This is a genomic window from Clostridiales bacterium, assembly GCA_017569285.1.
GTDB lineage: Bacteria > Bacillota > Clostridia > Christensenellales > Aristaeellaceae > Aristaeella.
Window position 1 is genome coordinate 2,168,616 of the sequence record CP069419.1, and the last position, 16,958, is coordinate 2,185,573.

Genomic DNA, 16,958 nt, shown 5'->3' on the forward strand with positions numbered 1-16,958 from the left:
AAACACATGCCAAACAAAAGGTGTCCCTTATTATTCAAGTGGGGAAGAAGAGATATGTATTGTACTCCGAGATGCAGCCACCTGCGGAGTACTCAAAATCCATTGTTTAATTCCGAATTGTTACCGTTTAGTGTTGCATTTTATTTTTCAATTCAGATGCGTGAATTGAGGATGATCAATTCTTGATCAGATATACATATTTCCGGAACAGTTTGATTTTGGATGTAATAAGGATGATCAGCACTGATAAAGAAAATGATACGGTTTCCAGCACAAGGAATCTTGGAAAATGGTAAAAGTTCGGTGCTGTTTTGTTAAACCATTCGTTCATGCCGTACATGATGCAAATATGGAGAAAATAGATACCGAAAGCAATCTTTGCCAGTCCGGTAATCGGCTTGGACAAAACCGAAGAAGGATTTGCCTTTCTGCGAATGATCTCAAACATGGGGACAACGATCATTATAATTCCGAAGTCAGCAACATTGAGGAAATAATCACTGGGTGTTGAATAAATCCAGAATTGGAAGAAGGTGGTTATAAATATTGAAACAGCAAGAACAATCCATAACCAGCAGCTTTTTACATTCTGCAGTTTTCCGGTGCTGATCCAGTAACCCGCAAGGATGAACAAGAAATAAATAGAAAAAATGTTTGTATAATTGACTTCCCATGAAATGAAAGACGATAAACCGCAAGCATACAGGATTTCATTCAGGTTCGGTACGATTACACCGCCAATCAGCAGAATGGCGGAAAGCGCCAGGATATATTTATCGCCAAGCTTTCTGAGGGCGATTGCAATAACGGGAATCATGAGGTATATACAAAGAATCATTGGCATATACCACATATTGGGTAGGGTTACCTGATTAAAAAACAATGTTGTGCTGACCAGGTATATAAGCGCTTTAAAAACCCCATGAGCTTTCAACATGGAATCATCAAATATCTGAAGGAAGCAGAACATAATGACCAGCCAAATCAGTGTGGTGCGCAAAAGCCCCCACCAGTTATGCTTAATAAATCGTTTGGTGACGTCTTTGTTTTCATAATCGCGGGGGATCAGCAATGTACCTGAAATCATGAGAAACAAAGGAACACCAATTCGGCTGAAAACATAGAGCAGGGCTTTGATGAAAGATGCCGCTGTGGGCATGAGAAAAAACTCTTCCAATGTTTCACTTCGTGTATGGAAACTCCTGCTCAGCGCATGATTGAATGTAATGGAGATAATGGCAATAGCCCTGGCAAAATCCAGCCAATACACGCGCGGTGCAGTGTTCCGTGCGGAAGACTCCTTGATGTCTGTCATGTGTAAGTCACCTTCTGTCTGATGGGTCAATTTGGACTGAGAATAATATATCATTCCTTAATGACCAGAGTTATTTGATTTTTCTGAATTTAGCATTTTTTGAGGACGTTTTATCCCAACTCTTATGTCAAATAGAAACGGAAGGAAATGCGTTATAATCGAAACTACAATACATGCCAGAATGAAAGAAGCAAAGAAACCTAACAACATGTATGGAAGATTCGCTTTGGGAAGGAATTTGGGCATGATTATTGTCAGGGCTTTAGGTATTGCACCGCAGACAAAATAGAATCCAATCGTGTTCTGGCCAATAGAATTAAGAAGATTTGTTGCTTTATTGCTTTTTCTTATATATTTGCACAAGAATACAAGAATAATAATCCCTATTGTACTGATGATAACACCCAATATGTTTACTCTATTCATTGAGACTAAAACTTTTATGTTGTGATCAAATAAGAATAACGCCAATAAATATACGAATAATCCACATATGATGATGATTGGTTTAGACAAATATCGGTCTATTTCTTTTTCATATTTCCAATAAATTCCCCCGATTACAAGGAACAAAATGGAAACTAATCCTGCATCAAAATGCCACGGATTTGATTCAAAAATGTTGACTAAGATAAAATTGTTGTTAAAACAGATCAAACCAATAGAAAATAATCCTATACCTGAAAAGAAATAGAACCAAATATTCTTAATTTTTGTTAAGAATAAAAGAAATAGTATTATTTCTGCAACTACTAAGGCAGAAATGAACCAATACGTATGTCCCCAAATTGTTTTCTCAACAAACCATTGAATTGTTATATCCCTGGATTGAAATATACTATTTGGAATAAATTCGATGACGGAAAAAATGAGTGTTGGAATTATAAGCCTAAAAAGGATGTTTTTAAAAAATTGTTTTCCGTGCTCATGAAAATTTGTGCTTCCAATGAGCGGAAGAAACTTTTTGAATAATAAATAACCGGAAACAAAAAAGAATGCATTAACATAGACGGGAGCGATATATTTTGCTAAGCCGGGAACATAGAATTCAAAGTACTCTTCAGCATGCATGTAATAAATCAATATAATGCAGATAGCTCTTGCATAATTAATCCAACGAATATCCTTTTTTGTTGCTTTTGCTTCTTGCATGATATCTCCTCCAGATGTCTGCTTATTCCTCCGGGTCGAATTCGATGATTCCGTCGTTGACTTCCGGGAGGATGTTGTCCCCGGTGCAGAAGGAGCGGACGGCGCCGGTGGTGCGGCGGTAGAGGGAGAGGAGCTTCTGGTGGTCCTGTTGGATGCGGGCTTCGTCTTCGCTGTGGGCGGCGGCTTCCAGGACGGCGGCGGTTTCGGAGAGGGCCGTGGCGCCGATGGTGCCGGCAGTGCTCTTAAGGGAGTGGGCCAGGAGGGCGTAGTCCTTCCAGTTTTCTTCTTTGAAACTGGTCTGGAGGCGCTCTTCCTTTTCTTCTGCGTTGGCTGCGAACTCAGCCAGGAGGGAACGGTACAGGGTCTCATCCTGCTGGCAGTAATACAGGCCGCGGGCGGGGTGGATACCTGCCTTCTCAAGCGGGACAAAGGGGTTTTCGGCCTTTGCCTCTTCGGCAGTATTGGCACTTTGCGGGGCGTTCTGCGACGCGGTCTGTTCGTCTTCCTTCAGGAGGACGACCTTGTCCTTCGGCAGGTGGCGGAGCAGGGTGCGCTTCAGGGCCAGGCTGTCGATGGGTTTGCTGAGGTAGTCGGTGAAGCCTTCCTCCAGGTATTTCTCCCTGACGCCGGCGATGGCGTCGGCGGTGAGGCAGACGATGGGCGTTTCATGGTTGATGCCGTCTTCCTGCTCCCGGATGCGGTGCATGGCTTCGGTGCCGTCCATGCCATACATCCGCTGGTCCATGAGGATGACGTCATAGGGAATCTGCAGGGTGAGGGCCAGGGCTTCCTCGCCGCTGAGGGCGGTGTCGATCTTCAGTTCGGTTTTTTTGAGGAGGCCTTCGACCACGGTCAGGTTCATGCGGGTGTCATCCACGACAAGGATTTTTGCATTGGGGGCACGGAAGAGCTCCCGCGGAAGCACTTCGGTTTCCGTGCCGGGTTTTGCCTCGATATCGAATTCCCCGATGCGTTCGGTCGAAACCACCTTCTGCGAAAGGGTGACGGTGAACAGGGATCCCTTGCCGTATTCGCTTTCCACCTGGATGGTACCGCCCATCATATCGAGGAGGTTTTTGGAGATGGTAAGTCCCAGGCCGGTGCCTTCCACCTGCTCGCTGCCGGCGGGGCCGACGCGCTCGAATTTTTCAAAGAGGCGGGAAAGGTCCTTCTGGAGGATACCGATGCCGGTATCCTCCACGGTGAAGGTCAGGTTGACACGCTGGCCAGGCATATAGCCGGAGACCGGGGTGCCGGTGACGGTGAATTTGACGAAGCCATGGTTGGTGTACTTCACAGCGTTGTTGAGCACATTGAGGATGACCTGGCGCAGGCGGGATTCGTCCCCGTAGAGGTTGTCCGGAAGGCGGGGATCCACATCTGTGCGGAATTCCAGGTTCCGGGCCTGGGCCCGGAAGCTGATCAGGCGGCAAAGGTCGCTGAGGAATGCACGGAGGGAATAGTTGTCCTCCCGGATTTCCAGCTTGCCGGCCTCGATCTTGGAGATGTCGAGGATATCGTTGATGATGGCCAGCAGGTTCCGCCCGGCGGAATCGATGATGCCGGCATATCCGCTGATATCGCTGAACACCGTGCGGAGATCCCCGGCAGTTTCCGGGTTGTCGCGGGCCTGCAGGCTCTCGCGCAGGATGATCTCGTTCATGCCCATTACGGCATTGATCGGGGTGCGGATCTCATGGCTCATGTTGGCCAGGAACTCACTCTTGGCGGCATTGGAACGCTCGGCAATCTGCCGGGCCTCGCGCAGCTTGTTGTTCTCCGCAGCGCGCTGGCCGAAATAGACCACGAAGATTGTGGCGACCATGAAGATAACCAGGATCAGGGAGATGACGAAGAGCACAACGGGAATGATGTTGTAGATATTGGAGGCAAACGCGTCGCTCGCGTGCTCCAGCATCTGGTCGCGCATCCAGGCGCCCAGCAGGATGCCGCCGAGCGAGAAGCCCAGCACCACCACCAGGCAGGCAATCTTGAGCAGGGTCTGGTACTTCGGGTCAAAGCTGGCGCTTTCATCCGCACCGAAATATGTGCGGCGGATCGCCCACACCATGAGGAGATAGCTGAGGCTGCACAGGAAGGAGAAGGGATAATACATTTCGCCCAGCAGACCGTCCATGCAGGAGGAGGTCCACATGCCGAATTCACAGAAGACAAACACGAAAGCAGCCAGGGCGATATACGGCTTCGGGCTGCTTTCTGCCCGGTGCTTCCGATACCAACAGAAGCTCTGGATGCTGTAAACAGCGATGGCCGTGCAGATGGCCACCTGGTAGATATTGTTGAGCGGGCGGCCGTAGGGCAGGTAGAGGATCAGCTGGACAATGTTAAAGGGGATGGGAATGAGCATCAGGGGATGGAAGAAGCGCCGCTCTTCCGGGGTTTTCATGTTCAGCAGGAAGACCAGCAGGATCATGTAGGCGCCGTTCCAGCCAAAGTAGGACATCGCATCGGAAACCTGCGGGTAAGTCCCCATGATGATGAGGTAGGAAGTCCAGTAATAGGAGCTCAGCAGGTTGCTGAGGAAGAACAGGATGGAGAACGCCCAGCCCTTCTGCTTGACGCTGATATAGTAAAAAAGGCACAGCAAAAGAGCGACCAGGTTCATCAGAAGCTGGACAATGCTTTCCGCGTACTCTAATGCCATGGGGGTACTCCTTTTCCTGCGGGGTGATTCCGTGGATGATATGCGTTATAAATCAGATGTCTCCCGTTATTTCGGGCCTGTTTTTTATTATAATCTGAAATGATGGAAAAAACAATGACTATGCGCAGTTATTGCGCTTCCGTCCGGTTGTCCGTATTTTTTTCGGCCTGAGTTGTGCGGTTTGTACCGGAATTTTCAGTTTTTGGTCCATAATGTTCATATGCAAACGTACTTTTTTCGGATATGATAATACTGAACCAGGGCAGGATTCCGCGGTAGGGCCGCAACAACGCGCACCTCCTGCAGACCCGGACGGCGTTCCCTCACTCCAGGAACGCCGGGCCGGGCCTTTTTGTTTATCGTGCTGATGCTTTCCCAAAGCCGCGCGCCATGGTATACTTCTGCCGAAGGAAGAAAACCAAAGACTGCCGGCTGGCCAGGGAGGGATCCGCATGCCGATTGCTGCCGCGTATATGGTTCCGCATCCGCCGATGATCGTTCCGGAGGTGGGGCACGGAAGTGAAAAACAGATCGAAAAGACTATTGCCGCGTACCGGGCGGTGGCGGCGGAGATCGCCGAAATCCGGCCGGAGACGATTATCGTGACCAGCCCGCATACTGTGCTGTACGCGGATTATTTCCACATTTCCCCCGGGGAACATGCGTCCGGGGATTTCGGGAGCTTCCGCGCACCGGGAGTGAAATTCCGGAAGGAATATGACACGGAGCTGGTGAGCGCTGTCTGTGCCCTGGCAAAAGGAAAGGATTTCCCGGCCGGAACGCTGGGTGAGCGAGACCGGCACCTGGACCACGGCACCATGGTGCCGCTGTATTTCGTGGACCAGGCGTATATGGATTACCGGCTGGTACGGATCGGCCTGTCCGGACTGCCGCTTCCGGACCACTATGCCCTCGGGCAGATGATTCGGAAAGCTGTGGAGCAGACCGGAAGGCGAGTCGTGCTGATTGCCAGCGGGGACCTTTCGCACAAGCTGCAGGATTACGGCCCTTACGGCTTCGCGAAGGAAGGCCCGGAATATGACGCGCGCATCATGGACGCGGCCGGGCGGGCGGCCTTCGGGGAGATGCTGGAGTTTGACGAAAGCTTCTGCGACAAGGCCGCGGAGTGCGGCCACCGGTCGTTTGTCATCATGGCGGGAGCGCTGGACGGGCTGGACGTGGAAGCCAAGGTATATTCCCATGAGGACGTGACCGGGGTGGGATACGGCATCTGCTCCTTCCATCCCGGCGGGGAGAACCCGGAACGGCGGTTCCTGCTGAAATACCGGGAGACCCAGGCGGAACGCCTGCGGAAACGCCGGGCGGCGGAGGATCCGTACGTCCGCCTGGCCCGGGAAACGGTGGAAAGCTGGGTGCTGGAGCGGAAGACACCGGACGTGCCGGAATGGGCGGCGGAGGAAATGAAGCGGGACCGCGCCGGGGTGTTTGTTTCCATCCATGAGGACGGCCGGCTGCGGGGATGCATCGGGACGTTCCTGCCCACGCGGGAGAACATCGCGCGGGAGATTATCTCCAACGCGGTGAGCGCTTCCACCCGGGACCCGCGGTTTGACGCGGTGCGCCCGGACGAGCTGGATAAGCTGGAAATCAATGTGGACGTCCTTTCTGCGCCGGAGAAGATTTCCGGCCCGGAAGAGCTGGACGTAAAACGATACGGGGTCATCGTGAGCAGCGGTTCGAAACGGGGCCTGCTGCTGCCGGATTTGGACGGCGTGGACACGGTGGAGGAACAGATTGATATCGCCCGGCGCAAGGGCGGAATCCGCGACGGGGAACGCATTGCGCTGGAGCGGTTTGAAGTGGTGCGGCATGTCTGACCGGAGGAGGAATATGTACAATGGCACGATGTGACGTATGCTTCCGGCACTGCGAGCTGAAGGACGGGCAGACCGGCCCCTGCGGCGCAAGGGCGGCGGAAGGCGGCGAGGTCCGGCCGGTGTATTACGGGAAGGTATCCGCCCTGGCGCTGGACCCGATTGAGAAAAAGCCCCTCGCAATGTTCCACCCGGGCAGCCGGATCCTGTCCGTGGGCATGCTCGGGTGCAACCTGCACTGCCCCTTCTGCCAGAACCATGAAATTGCCCAGCGGGAGGGCGCGGAGTTTCCGGCGGATACGCGGGAACTGTCCCCGGTTGTGCTGGCGGAGATGGCGGACAACTGCCGGGACATGGGGAACATCGGAGTGGCATTCACGTACAATGAGCCGCTGGTGTGCTGGGAGTATGTACACGATACGGCAAAGCTGGTGCACGAAAAGGGCATGCTGAACGTGATGGTCACCAACGGCTGCGCGGACCTCGGCATCCTGGAGAAACTGTCTCCGTATATCGACGCGATGAACATCGACCTGAAGGGGTTTACCGACCGGTATTACAGGGACGTCCTCGGCGGTGACCGGAAGATGGTGATGGACTTCATCCGGGAGGCTGTGAAGCGGTGCCATGTGGAGCTGACCACGCTGGTGGTTCCCGGGGAGAACGACAGCGAGGAAGAGATGCGGGAGCTGAGCGGCTGGGTGGCCGGCCTGCAGGACGTGTACGGAGGAAAACCGGGGAGCGAAATCCCGCTGCATATTTCCCGCTTCTTCCCGCGGTACCGGATGACGGGGAAGAAACCGACGGATGTGGGAAAGGTTTATTCGTTGGTCAGGATAGCAGAGGAAAATCTCCGGTATGTATACCCGGGAAACTGCTGAGCATGCGTGTGCTGCCGGTCCTGCTCCGGGTTTATTTTTTCCCGTTTCCGGCTGCCGGGAAGGACATGGTGATCACGGCGCCGTCGTCGTTGCAGATGGACATGCGCATGGCACCTTTGCTGTAGTAATACAGGCGCAGGCAGGTGTTAACCAGGCCGATATGGCCGCCGGTGGATTCGATGGAGACCTTGCCGTCCTCAATCTCCCGGATCCGTTCGCGGAGGCTGTGGAGCATCTCCTCCGAGAAGCCGGTGCCGTTGTCCCGGATTTCCAGCACCAGGGAATCCCCCCGGACATATCCGGAGACGGAGAGCACGCGCCGGATGTTCGTGCCGTTGAAGCCGTGGGTCAGCGCGTTTTCCACCAGGGGCTGCAGCGTCAGCTTGGGCACGGTGATCTCGTTCAGGGTTTCAGGCACGTCGATGGTATATTCCAGGTCGTCCTCATACCGGGCTTTGGCTAGCATCAGGTAATTGCGGACGTTATCGATTTCCTCCGCCAGGGTGGCGGTGCGGGAGCGGGTGTCTGTGGAATATCGGAGCATGGAGGCAAACCGGTCACAGATTTCGATAACGTCATAGTTGCCGCTTTCCATGGATTTGGCGCTGATGATATTCAGCGTGTTATAGATGAAGTGCGGGTTGATCTGGGTCTGCAGGGCGCTGAGCTGTGCCTGCAGCGCACCTTCCCGCAGGGACATTTCTGTGCTGGCCTGCTCCCGCAGCTGGTGCATCATCTGGTTGAATACATTCTCCAGCTCATACGTCTCATAGTCGGCGGGCGAGGTGACGGTTTTCCGGAAGTCTTCCACCTCATCGTCATCGCCCAGCAGGACCCGGCCTGCCGGAACCTGCTGAACCTTCCGTGTCAGCTTCCGGATGGACCAGGTGAGGCCGATGGCCACCAGGGTAATCAGGACGAGAGCCGGAACCAGGATGGACAATGCCCGTGTCAGGATGTTCCGGCGGAGGGTCTCCTGCATTGCCGTTATTGCGGCTGAATCCTGGGCGATGGTCATGCTCAGCCCATACTCTTCCAGCTGGATATGATAGGCGTTGTACTGCTTGTCGGAATTTTCCGGGGAGATCAGGACAAACTTATCCTGCGGCATATCTTCCGGAAGAACCAGATGGTCCGGCACACTGGAGTACAGCAGCCGGCCGTCATCCAGGAAAACCTGCAGGAGGATATCTTCTTCATCGGTATATTCCATCAGGTGTTCCAGGCGGGAAAGCTTCAGGTCCACCTCCAGGCAGCCGATGACCCTGTCTCCCTGGCGTACCGACTGTGCCATGCCGAATACCAAGTCTCTTTCCGCATCGAAAAAGGGAATTCTGTACGGTAACAGAATATACGGTTCATTGCTTTTCTCCACAATATCCAGCCAGGGGCAGGCGGAAACGATATCCAGCCGGGTGTTCAGGCGGTTTTCCGCTTTCGCGCCATCATTACCGGTAAGTTCCGGCCAGGTCAGGAATATTCCATCCCGGGTATAAAAGGAAACGCGGTCGCAGGCATTGGCCAGGGGAGAACGGCGGAACTGGACCATGGCAGTATTTTCAGCACGGATACCGAGCTTATGATCATCCGAATCATCCCGGACGATCTGGTTCAGCGCGGTGATCAGCACGGAGTTTTCCGAAAGGTCCCGCATGGTCATCCGCATCATGGAGAAATCTTCCTGCAGTTCGTGGGAGATGTTTTCGGCCATGTTGTGGAAGCGGGCCACGGTATATTCTTTGGATCCTTCCCGGGTGATGTCCATGGCATAGGATGACAATAACAGCATTGCCAGAATCATCATCGCGGAGAATATCAGTACGATTTTAACGCTCAGCCGCATGGGATCACCGTCCTTCTGTGCGCCCATCATATCACAGGAGGCGGTTTTCCGAAAGGAAAAGTGCTGTTTGTGCCGGATATTCCATTACACCGTGCCGGATTTTCGCATGAATCAGGCGGATGCTTTCTTTTTTCTCATTCCCGTTTTGTATCTTAACGTGTGGAATATCCGCAGAATCGCTACAATGACGGTAACAGAACGGGGAATATCTGCCCGTAAGAGTTGATTGAAACAAAGGAGGAATCTGAACATGAAGAAACTGATTGCCATCCTGATGACGCTGGCCCTGCTGGCAGGCGTTTCCACCACCGCGCTGGCATATTCTGACAAAAACCTGGAAGCTCCCAAGGCCGGGGAAGTCGTGATTGACGGCGACCTGGGCGAGTGGGATACCACGAAGTGCCTGAAGATCAATGCGCAGAACCAGATCATCGACCAGATTGAGCACTGGGACGGCGAGGCGGACTGCTCCATGGAAACCTACGTGATGTGGGATGAGGAAAACCTCTACATCGCCATGAAGATCCTGGACGACACTCCCCTGGTCTACCGGGAAGGCTTCCCGCTGGATGAGCTGGACGCCGTGATCTTCTTCCTCTCCACTGATCCGGAAGCGGATCCCGCCCGCACCGAGTACACCGCCACCGACTGGCGGATCGTGCAGAGCGCGTACGGCTATAAGGGAGAATATGAATTCTTCAACTACATCGACCGCGACATGATCGCTGACACCCAGGGCTGGGATACCCAGGGTGAATACGGCGATGAGGTGGTCTTTGACGACTACGAGGCAGCCATCGCCTCCATCGATGGCGGCATCGTCTGGGAAAGCAAAATCCCGCTGCATAACCTGAGCAACAAGAACATCCCGCAGCTGGTGCCCGAAGCCGGCAAGACGGTCGGATTCGATGTCTCCATCCTGGACGTGGACCTGCCGTGCCCCGGTATCCACAGCCTGCGGATGCAGTACTCCTCTGAACTGGACGGACGCGACCGCAAGCCGGAAATGCATGCGGTGGATACCAATCCGAGCCTGTGGGCCACGCTGACTTTTGTGGATTAACCCGGGAAGTGGGAACGGACAAGAGAAGGGGAGGGACCGGAACATGAAAAAAATGATTGCCCTGCTGCTGGCTGTGCTCCTTACGGTATCCTGCACCGGCGCGCTGGCAGCCAAGAATCCCAAGATCAACGCGGATGACCTGAATTTCGAAGCAATCATTGACGATACCGAAGCGGAAGGCACCGTGAATGTCTATCACTGGTGGACCGCCGGCGGCGAGAAGGATGCCATCGAGAGCGTTGTTTCGGAATTCAATTCGGTTTACCTGGAAGACGAAGCGGACAAGCCGGCCAAATCCAACGCGATTCCCGGCGGCGCCGGCGGCGCGATGGTCATGAAGGTGAAGGTGCTGCAGCAGACGGGCAAGAGCCCTGAAGCGTTCCAGGCCCATCCCGGCCAGGAAATCCAGCCCTACCTGGATTCCGACCTGCTGCTGAACCTGAACCAGGTATGGGAATACGGCGAACTGGAAGACCGGATTATTCCCGGCCTGGCGGAAATGTGCACCGCGGCGGACGGCAACCACTATGTGGTGCCGATCGGCATCCATAAGACCAACATCATCCTCTACAATATCCACGTATTTGAGAAGTACGGCGTGGCCATCCCGGATCATGAGGACATTACCTGGGACGAGTTCTGGGCCATCTGCGACGAGCTGGCTGCCAAGATGCCCGAAGGTGAATATCCGCTGGACCTGGGCGACCAGAAAGGCTGGCCAGCCAGCCAGGTGTTTGAGAATATCCTGCTGGGCACCGATCCGCAGATTTACGAGAATTTCATCAACGGCGAGTACAGCGTGGAAGACCTGACCCGCGTGATGGAGACCTATACCAAACTGATGGACTACGTCGCGCCGGACCATAACAGCCGCGACTGGTACCATGCCACCGGCTCCATGGTGAACGGCACCTACGCCATGCAGATCATGGGCGCCTGGGCGCAGCCGCTGATGACCAACATGGAACAGGTGTACGGCGTGGACTACGGCGTATTCACCTTCCCCGGCACCGAAGGCTGGTTCGGCATGTGCGTGGACGGATTTGTGGTGAGCAACAATTCCGCCAACGTGGAGGGCGGCGTCCGCTGGGCGTACAGCGTGTGCACCCAGGACGTGCAGGAATATTTCTCCGCACGGAAGGAATCCATCTCCCCCTACAATGATACGCCGGATGACATATACAACGAACTGACCCTGCATTTCAAGGAGCAGCTGCTGGATCCCGCCACAAAGGTGTATCCCAGCATCACCCACGGCACGGCGATTCCGTGGAGCGCCTCCACGAGCCTGCAGACCCAGATCCAGGAGTACGCCACCTCCACCGACCATGACGCGGAATACTATGCGAACCGTATCGTGAATATCCTCAGGGAAGCCAATGTGAAAGGAGACTGGAACCTTGTTGACTAAGAATCATTTCAGACGGGGCCTTGCGGTCCTTGCCGCGCTGATGATGGCGTTCAGCCTGGTCAGCGTTTCCGCGGCGGAAGAAACCGCCTATGAACAGCCGGTACTGAATCCCCATGTGAAAACCATTATTGAAGCCGACGGGTACCGGTTTATCGACCTGAACGGCAACGGCTCCCTGGACGTTTATGAAGACTGGCGCCTGGACGCGGACACCCGCGCCGACGACCTGGTGGGCCAGATGACTGTGCGGGAAAAGATCGCGCAGATGCAGCACCCGACCTACCTGCCCCGGGCTGACGGCAAGATTGCCCCGTACCTGCAGAAGTACTGCACGGACTACGGCATCGGGATGCTGCTGATCCGTGAACTGAACAGTGTGCAGACGGCGGCCGAGACCATGAACGTGGTGCAGGAATACGCCGAAGCGAGCCGCCTGGGCGTTCCGGTCCTGGTATCCATGGACTCCGTGCACGGCCTGAGCTACGTGTCCGGCGCGACCGTTACCGGGCATAACCTGGCCCTGGCCGCCACCCGCGATGAAGAACTGGTGACGAAGCTGGCTGAAATCGCCCGCGAAGAGCATATCGCCATCGGCGTCCGCATGACGCTGAGCCCCGAATCCGACATCGCCTCCGAACCCCGCTGGGGCCGCGTGATGGAGACATTCGGTGAGGATCCCGACCTGGTTACCCGCATGGTCCGGGCACAGATCGTGGCGTTCCAGAACGGGACCATGGGCGTCAACAAGGACGGCATCGTGGCGTGCATCAAGCACTTCCCCGGCGCCGGCCCGCAGATGGAAGGCAAGGACACCTCTCCCATCGTGGCGGATGAGGAAACCCTGCAGATTCACCTGAAGCCCTACTACGCCGCCATCGAAGCGAACGTCGGCTCCGTGATGCCGTATTACTCCGTGCCGCTGGCCCTGGATATGGAAAACAGCGCGATCGGCTCCAAGGCCGCGCTGCAGGACCTGCTGCGGGACCAGATGGGCTTTGACGGAATCATCCAGACCGACTGGGGTATGATCTGGGCCATCCAGGAAGCCCTGGGCACCATGACCGGCGAAGAAATCTCCGATGAGGAAGCCATCATCATCGGCGTGACCCAGAGCCGCGTGGACGGCATCGGCGGTGAATCCATCCGCCTGATCGACCAGATGGAAGAAATGACCGGCGAAGGCAAGATCGACGAAGCGATCCTGACCGCCGCGGCTTACCGCATTGTCCGCGCGAAGTTCGCGCTGGGCGTGTTTGAGAATCCCTACTGCGACGTGGAATACGCCGTATCCTTCGTGGGCAACGAAGAGCATACCGCGCTGAACCTGGAAGCCGCGCGGAAGGCCATGACCCTGCTGAAGAACGACGGCGCCCTGCCGCTGACGGCGAACGCCGGCCAGAAGATCCTGGTCTGCGGCCCGCGTGCCGGCGACATGGACTCCCTGGTGGGCGGCTGGTCCTCCCAGCAGGAAGGCCTGACCATCGCTGCCGCGATTGAGAAGTATGCCGGTGAGAACGACACGGTGACCTTCATCGCGGACGACGTGACGGCGATTGCCGAAGCGGCAAAGGATGCCGACGTCGTGATCGTTTCCGTCGGTGAGCCCAGCTACCAGCATGACCCGCCATGGGGCTATGACACCCTCGAAATCACCGCCTCCCAGCAGGAGATCCTCGAAGCGGTGAAGGCCAATACCCAGGGAAAGATCATCACGGTGGTAACCGGCGGACGGCCCTACATCCTGACCTGGTGCGACGAAAACACCAACGCGATCCTTGAAGCCTACTATCCCGGCCAGCAGGGCGGCATCGCAATTGCCGAGACGATCTTCGGGGAGAACAACCCGACCGGTAAGACTCCGCTGCAGTTCCCGCGGGATATGGCTTCTGTGAACGACCAGTCCGGCGACGTCTCCTTCGACCTGGAGAACCCGCTGTACGATTACGGCTGGGGCCTGAGTTACGAGTAAGCACTAAAGACGACCTGCGCAGGCCCGGTTTTCCGGCGCCTGCGCAGGCTTTCCTGAGAGGAAGCGCTGCTTATGGGAAAGATCCAATTATTCCTGAACAATTTCTACAAGATGACGTTTGAGGGCAAGGGCGCCTTCTGGGGCATCATCCTGGCAGTCCTGCTCCTTGTCCTGGTCTATCTCTGCGCGGAAAACCTCAGGAACAAGCTGAAGAGAAAGGAATGGTTCCTGCTGGCTGTTCCGGCGCTGCTGCTGGCTGTGTTCGCGCTGGTGCTGGTCAACTCCTGCAACTACGTTCCGATATCGGAACGGGCGGAAGGCACCCCGGCTTACGCCTGGGAGCAGACGACCAAGAAATCGGAAAACACCCTGGAGTATGTGTCGGACGTGAAGGATCCCGCCACCGGGGCGGCCTGCACCCAGACATATACCTTCAGCGATATCCTGGGCCGGCTGACCACCCGCGAGACCTCCGACCATGTGGCGGAGGAATTCACGGTGACCGGATCGGACGAAACCTCCGGAATCACTTTCTACCCGGACGGAACCTACAGGTTCAGCACAGCCGACGGCAGTGCTGAGGAGACCGGAAAATATACCTATGCGGACAAGGCGCTGACGCTGGTGAACGACACGGACGGCACCGAGACCAAGGTGGGCAAAACCAGCTCCAAGCTGCGGTACACCTCCGCGGTGACGGATCCCGCCACCGGCGAGGCGTACAAGGCGGAATACGGCATCAAAGGCCTCAAGGAAATGTTCGTCATTGAGGAAAGCGCCGAAGCTGTGCAGGAAGCCTATACAGCGGAAAGTACGGACGGAGCCACCTCCATCACGTTCAATCCGGACGGCACGTACACCTTCGCGGCGGCGGACGGCAGCGTGCAGGAGAACGGACACTACGCCTACCGCGGCGGCGAGCTGGTGATGGCCAACGCCGAAGGCGCGGCCGCATTCCGGAAGAATTTCAGCGCGCAGTATATCTGGCTGATCTTCGCGGCGGCGGTCGCAGCGGCGATGGTGCTGATCTATGTGTTCCATGACAGGATCAAGGCATTCCTGAACCGGCACCCGATGATCTGGCTGCTGATTCCCGCGGCCCTGCTGATCTACTTCGTGTATGTGGCCATCGGCTGGAACGTGTGGGTGTCCGTGTCCGACTGGCCGGACCACAGCCAGACAGCCTCTTACGGCTGGGGCGGTTTCGGGCAGTATGCGAAGATGTTCGCCGACAGCTCCTTCTGGAATTCCGTGTGGAATACGCTGAAGCTGTTCCTGATCATTCCGGTCTGCCTGCTGCTGGGCCTGGGCCTGGCGCTGGTGATGGACCAGGGCCTGAAAGGAACCCCGGTATTCCGGACGCTGATCCTGCTGCCATTTGCCCTTTCCTTCGTGGTGACGGGCCTGATCTGGCAGCAGATGTTCAACGGCAACGGCGGTATCCTGGTGGAATTCTTCCGGCTGCAGGGAATTAACCTGAATATCAACTGGACCAGCAACGAGATGGTCATGTTCTCGATCATGCTGGTGATGGTATGGCAGTTCTCCGGCTATGTGGCGGTGATCTTCCTGGCGGCCATCAAGAATGTGCCGACCAATATTGTGAACGCCGCCAAGCTGGACGGTTCCTACATGCCCCGCATCTACCGGAAGATGATCCTGCCGCAGATGACCGGCGCAATGGGCAGCTGCATCACCATCCTGGCCATGTACGCGCTGCGTTCATTTGACCTGATCTACTCACTGACCAGCTACACGAATCCGGCATCCGCGACACTGCCGATCATGATGTACAACGAAATGTACGCCCATGACAACTATGCGTACGCCGCGGCTATCAGCTGCTTCCTGCTGGTGATGGTACTGGTGCTGATTCTGCCGCTGACTTACCTGACGAACAGGAGGAAGAGATAATATGCAGGACAACATGATTGCTGAGCGCAGCAAGGCAGGGCAGGCGGCACAGACGCTGCGGGTCAAGCCGAAATGGCATATGACCGTGCTGCATATTGTCTACTACCTGATCCTGGTCCTTTTCCTGGTATTCTACATGCTGCCCTTCTGGGGCGCGCTCGTATCCTCCTTCAAGAGTAATGCCGAGGCGATCAGTACGTCGCCCATCGCGCTGCCGCAGAACTTCTCCATGGAAGGTTACAGCGGCGCTATGGACCTGCTGGCGGTCTCCCTGCTCAACAGCCTGGTGGTTACGGTATTCGGCGCCGCCGGATCCGTGTTCCTGGGATCGATCTGCGCGTACGCGCTGGGCAAATGGAAGTTCAGGCTGAACAACGTGTTCTTCATCGCCCTGATCGCGGCCACGTACCTGCCTTTCCAGGCGATCCTGATCCCCCTGCTGAGGAATATAACCAGTTACGGGCTGTACGACAATATATGGGGTATTGTGCTGGCTCACTCAATTTTCGGAATGCCGATGTGCACCACCATGATGCGCGGCTACTATGCCGAGGTGCCGGACGCACTGATCCGCCAGGCCATGATCGACGGAAACGGCATGTGGCAGATTTACCGGAAAATTGTGGTGCCCAACACCAAGCTGGCGACGATTACCACGTTTGTGTTCCAGTGCACATCCATCTGGAATGAGATGCTGTTCGCACTGGTCCTGGCAAACCAGGGCGAGGGCGCGCAGGCGCCGCTGGCCACGATTGTGCTGAACAGCTTTGTGGGTTCAACGGGTGTGGAAATCAACCAGCTGATGGCCGGCTCCATGATCCTGGCCCTGCCGATGCTGATCATCTACATCTTCATGGGTAAGTACCTGATCAGCGGCCAGATGAGCGGTGCGGTTACCGCGTCGTAAGGC

The 16,958-nt window shown here is 55.5% G+C and carries 11 protein-coding genes; 7 read left to right on the forward strand and 4 right to left on the reverse strand.

Annotated elements, in window-relative coordinates:
- Window positions 1-175: 175 nt before the first annotated feature.
- From JNO48_09440 to JNO48_09450, 3 genes are read right to left on the reverse strand one after another with little or no spacing between them, the layout of a single operon-like run.
- Window positions 176-1,315 (reverse strand): acyltransferase, encoded by a 1,140-nt coding sequence (locus tag JNO48_09440; protein ID QTE67425.1) that lies wholly within the window; start codon window positions 1,313-1,315, stop codon window positions 176-178.
- Between the two features lie 57 nt (window positions 1,316-1,372).
- Window positions 1,373-2,467: an acyltransferase gene (locus JNO48_09445; protein ID QTE67426.1), complete on the reverse strand. Its 1,095-nt coding sequence runs from the start codon at window positions 2,465-2,467 to the stop codon at window positions 1,373-1,375.
- Window positions 2,468-2,489: 22 nt separating this feature from the next.
- Window positions 2,490-5,132 (reverse strand): response regulator, encoded by a 2,643-nt coding sequence (locus JNO48_09450; protein ID QTE67427.1) that lies wholly within the window; start codon window positions 5,130-5,132, stop codon window positions 2,490-2,492.
- Between the two features lie 452 nt (window positions 5,133-5,584).
- Here JNO48_09450 and amrA point away from each other — a divergent pair, with 452 nt between their 5' ends.
- Both amrA and amrS read left to right on the forward strand, forming a co-directional pair.
- Window positions 5,585-6,970: an AmmeMemoRadiSam system protein A gene (gene amrA / locus JNO48_09455; protein ID QTE67428.1), complete on the forward strand. Its 1,386-nt coding sequence runs from the start codon at window positions 5,585-5,587 to the stop codon at window positions 6,968-6,970.
- 20 nt (window positions 6,971-6,990) lie between these two features.
- Window positions 6,991-7,848: an AmmeMemoRadiSam system radical SAM enzyme gene (amrS, locus tag JNO48_09460; GenBank protein ID QTE67429.1), complete on the forward strand. Its 858-nt coding sequence runs from the start codon at window positions 6,991-6,993 to the stop codon at window positions 7,846-7,848.
- Between the two features lie 31 nt (window positions 7,849-7,879).
- Here amrS and JNO48_09465 read toward each other — a convergent pair whose 3' ends face one another.
- On the reverse strand, window positions 7,880-9,691 hold the full coding sequence (locus JNO48_09465) for a histidine kinase (protein ID QTE67430.1): 1,812 nt from the start codon (window positions 9,689-9,691) through the stop codon (window positions 7,880-7,882).
- Between the two features lie 250 nt (window positions 9,692-9,941).
- On the opposite strand from JNO48_09465, the gene JNO48_09470 reads away from it, so the two are divergent.
- The 5 genes from JNO48_09470 (at window position 9,942) to JNO48_09490 (ending at window position 16,955) form a co-directional block, all read left to right on the forward strand.
- Window positions 9,942-10,754, forward strand: a complete 813-nt coding sequence (locus tag JNO48_09470; protein QTE67431.1) for a hypothetical protein — start codon at window positions 9,942-9,944, stop codon at window positions 10,752-10,754.
- A gap of 43 nt (window positions 10,755-10,797) precedes the next feature.
- Complete coding sequence (locus JNO48_09475) at window positions 10,798-12,165, forward strand: carbohydrate ABC transporter substrate-binding protein (GenBank protein QTE67432.1); 1,368 nt, start codon at window positions 10,798-10,800, stop codon at window positions 12,163-12,165.
- A complete protein-coding gene (locus JNO48_09480; GenBank protein QTE67433.1) occupies window positions 12,155-14,134 on the forward strand; it encodes a glycoside hydrolase family 3 C-terminal domain-containing protein in 1,980 nt (659 codons plus the stop codon). The genes JNO48_09475 and JNO48_09480 overlap by 11 nt, the downstream gene beginning before the upstream one ends.
- Window positions 14,135-14,206: 72 nt before the next feature.
- Window positions 14,207-16,048 (forward strand): sugar ABC transporter permease, encoded by a 1,842-nt coding sequence (locus JNO48_09485; protein ID QTE67434.1) that lies wholly within the window; start codon window positions 14,207-14,209, stop codon window positions 16,046-16,048.
- A gap of 1 nt (window position 16,049) precedes the next feature.
- Window positions 16,050-16,955 (forward strand): carbohydrate ABC transporter permease, encoded by a 906-nt coding sequence (locus tag JNO48_09490; GenBank protein QTE67435.1) that lies wholly within the window; start codon window positions 16,050-16,052, stop codon window positions 16,953-16,955.
- Window positions 16,956-16,958 lie beyond the last annotated feature (3 nt).

Excerpts from the sequence above, each read along its gene's own strand:
- JNO48_09440 (QTE67425.1), bottom strand. The coding sequence starts at position 1,315 with ATGACAGACATCAAGGAGTCTTCCGCACGGAACACTGCACCGCGCGTG.
- JNO48_09445 (QTE67426.1), bottom strand. The coding sequence starts at position 2,467 with ATGCAAGAAGCAAAAGCAACAAAAAAGGATATTCGTTGGATTAATTAT.
- JNO48_09450 (QTE67427.1), bottom strand. The coding sequence starts at position 5,132 with ATGGCATTAGAGTACGCGGAAAGCATTGTCCAGCTTCTGATGAACCTG.
- amrA (QTE67428.1), top strand. The coding sequence starts at position 5,585 with ATGCCGATTGCTGCCGCGTATATGGTTCCGCATCCGCCGATGATCGTT.
- amrS (QTE67429.1), top strand. The coding sequence starts at position 6,991 with ATGGCACGATGTGACGTATGCTTCCGGCACTGCGAGCTGAAGGACGGG.
- JNO48_09465 (QTE67430.1), bottom strand. The coding sequence starts at position 9,691 with ATGCGGCTGAGCGTTAAAATCGTACTGATATTCTCCGCGATGATGATT.
- JNO48_09470 (QTE67431.1), top strand. The coding sequence starts at position 9,942 with ATGAAGAAACTGATTGCCATCCTGATGACGCTGGCCCTGCTGGCAGGC.
- JNO48_09475 (QTE67432.1), top strand. The coding sequence starts at position 10,798 with ATGAAAAAAATGATTGCCCTGCTGCTGGCTGTGCTCCTTACGGTATCC.
- JNO48_09485 (QTE67434.1), top strand. The coding sequence starts at position 14,207 with ATGGGAAAGATCCAATTATTCCTGAACAATTTCTACAAGATGACGTTT.
- JNO48_09490 (QTE67435.1), top strand. The coding sequence starts at position 16,050 with ATGCAGGACAACATGATTGCTGAGCGCAGCAAGGCAGGGCAGGCGGCA.